Source organism: Prosthecobacter sp., assembly GCF_020439865.1.
In the GTDB taxonomy this organism is placed as follows: domain Bacteria; phylum Verrucomicrobiota; class Verrucomicrobiia; order Verrucomicrobiales; family Verrucomicrobiaceae; genus Prosthecobacter.
The window spans coordinates 1-1,697 of record NZ_JAGRPF010000211.1; the positions used below are offsets into that span (position 1 = coordinate 1).

1 protein-coding gene is annotated in these 1,697 nt (G+C 60.3%); it reads right to left on the reverse strand.

Features of this window, described 5'->3' with window-relative positions:
* Positions 1-849 precede the first annotated feature (849 nt).
* Complete coding sequence (locus KDL09_RS22515; RefSeq protein WP_294390228.1) at positions 850-1,626, reverse strand: ParB N-terminal domain-containing protein; 777 nt, start codon at positions 1,624-1,626, stop codon at positions 850-852.
* Positions 1,627-1,697 lie beyond the last annotated feature (71 nt).

The following is a 1,697-nucleotide window of genomic DNA, read 5'->3' on the forward strand; positions in this document are numbered from 1 at the left end:
CCCCGACGAATGGCCTTCTGCATGGCAGAAGACACCTCGCTGAAGTTGTAGCCGCGGATGGTGCGCAGTTGCATGGGGTTGGCTGGAAAGAGATCTGGGAGGTCCATGAAGGATGCCCTCGTCACCGTGACTTCGGGAATCCATCCGTTTGCATCACCAAATGTGGCTCATGAAAAATGGGAGGTCGCAGGGTTTGGAGGGTGCCGTGGGGTGCGTCATCAAAGCGCGATACTCTGACGGCGTGGCGCGTTCATCGAGACACGGTCCTGGCTCTTGTAGTCACCGAAGTCGATGTGGGCCTTCCACTTGCGCTTCAGATGGCGCTTCTCGGTGGCGATGCGCTCCGCGCTGCGGAACAATGAATTGCCGCCGAGGTTCTTGTCGCGCTCCTGCACAAAACAGAACCGGGCCTCGTTCCAGACCAGCCGATTGTCCATCAACTCCTGAAGCGTGGCGTCGATGTCGCATTTGCACTTGAGCAGTTCATCCCACTTGGGAATGCCGCCATTCGCGTCGCGCACCACACCCACCGCTCCGCCCACCCAATGGTTCACGCCAAAGGGATCGTTGCGTTGCAGCAGGCGTGGATCACTGCGCTGATGCCAGCCAAACAGACGGGCTCCGGCACCACGCGCGTTGTAGGCCGAGTTGGAGAGCATTTGCAGCGTCTCATCCACGGACAGCTTGCGACAACGCAGAGACACCATGCAGACGCAGGCGCTGATGTCGTCATCGAGCATGATGATCGAGTCCTCCTTGAAGTGCTTGAGCACCCAGTTGCGCAACGAGGAGATGCCCATCACATCATCCGGCACCGTGGCCTTCTCCAGCGGGATGTGCGCATACTGCTCAAGCTCGCTTTCGGGCACCAGCAGCGTGGCGCACGGGAACAGCTTGTGGCTGGTCATCGTTCGCGCGCGGCTGCGGCTCAGGATGACCAGGCGCAGGCTCAGCGGTTGGAGTTCCGGCCATTGCGGCCCGTTGGCAGAGTTGGATGAGGCGTTTTCCATGGAGGACGCGGCCGATGCCGAGTTTTTTGGTGGTTCGTGTGATGGAGTAGTCCACTTCGCGCACGCCCATGAGCTGCAGCACCTGCATCCAGTCGCGCAGATCATGAAACATGAAGACGAGGTAGTCGTGGTGCTCGAAAGCCTGGCACTCCATGCGGGGGATGATTTCCAAATCCTCCGCAGGGTCTTCAGCGTCGAACAGTTTGCGAATTTCATCCTCGGCAAAGCCGGTGAGTTCGAGATCGAAGGCGGGATCGCTCTCCTGGATGGATTTGAGCAGGCGCTTGAGTTCGTCCTCGTCGAGTTCGGCCAGTTCCGCGAGGCGGTTGTCCGCCAGCAGATCGGCCAGCTCCTCGGCTTCGGTGGCGTAGTCCTGTTCATCGACCGGCACGACGTCACAGCCGATGAGCAGCGCGGCCTCCAGCCGGCCATGCCCGCGCACAATGAGGCCGCTGCGTTTGGAGAGTGTGATGGGATTGCGCCAGCCCTGCTCTTGAATGATCGAGGCGAGCAGTTGGATCTGATGCGCACTGTGCCGGTTTGGATTCGCCGGATTAGGCTTCAGGCTGTTGGGATCAATCACGCGCGTATGGGCGCAGTAGATGGGAATGCTCACGCTCCGGCAGGAGTGTCAACGCGGTTGACGGCGAATCCCGCCTATGCGTGACTTGCGTATGGCCGCCATGA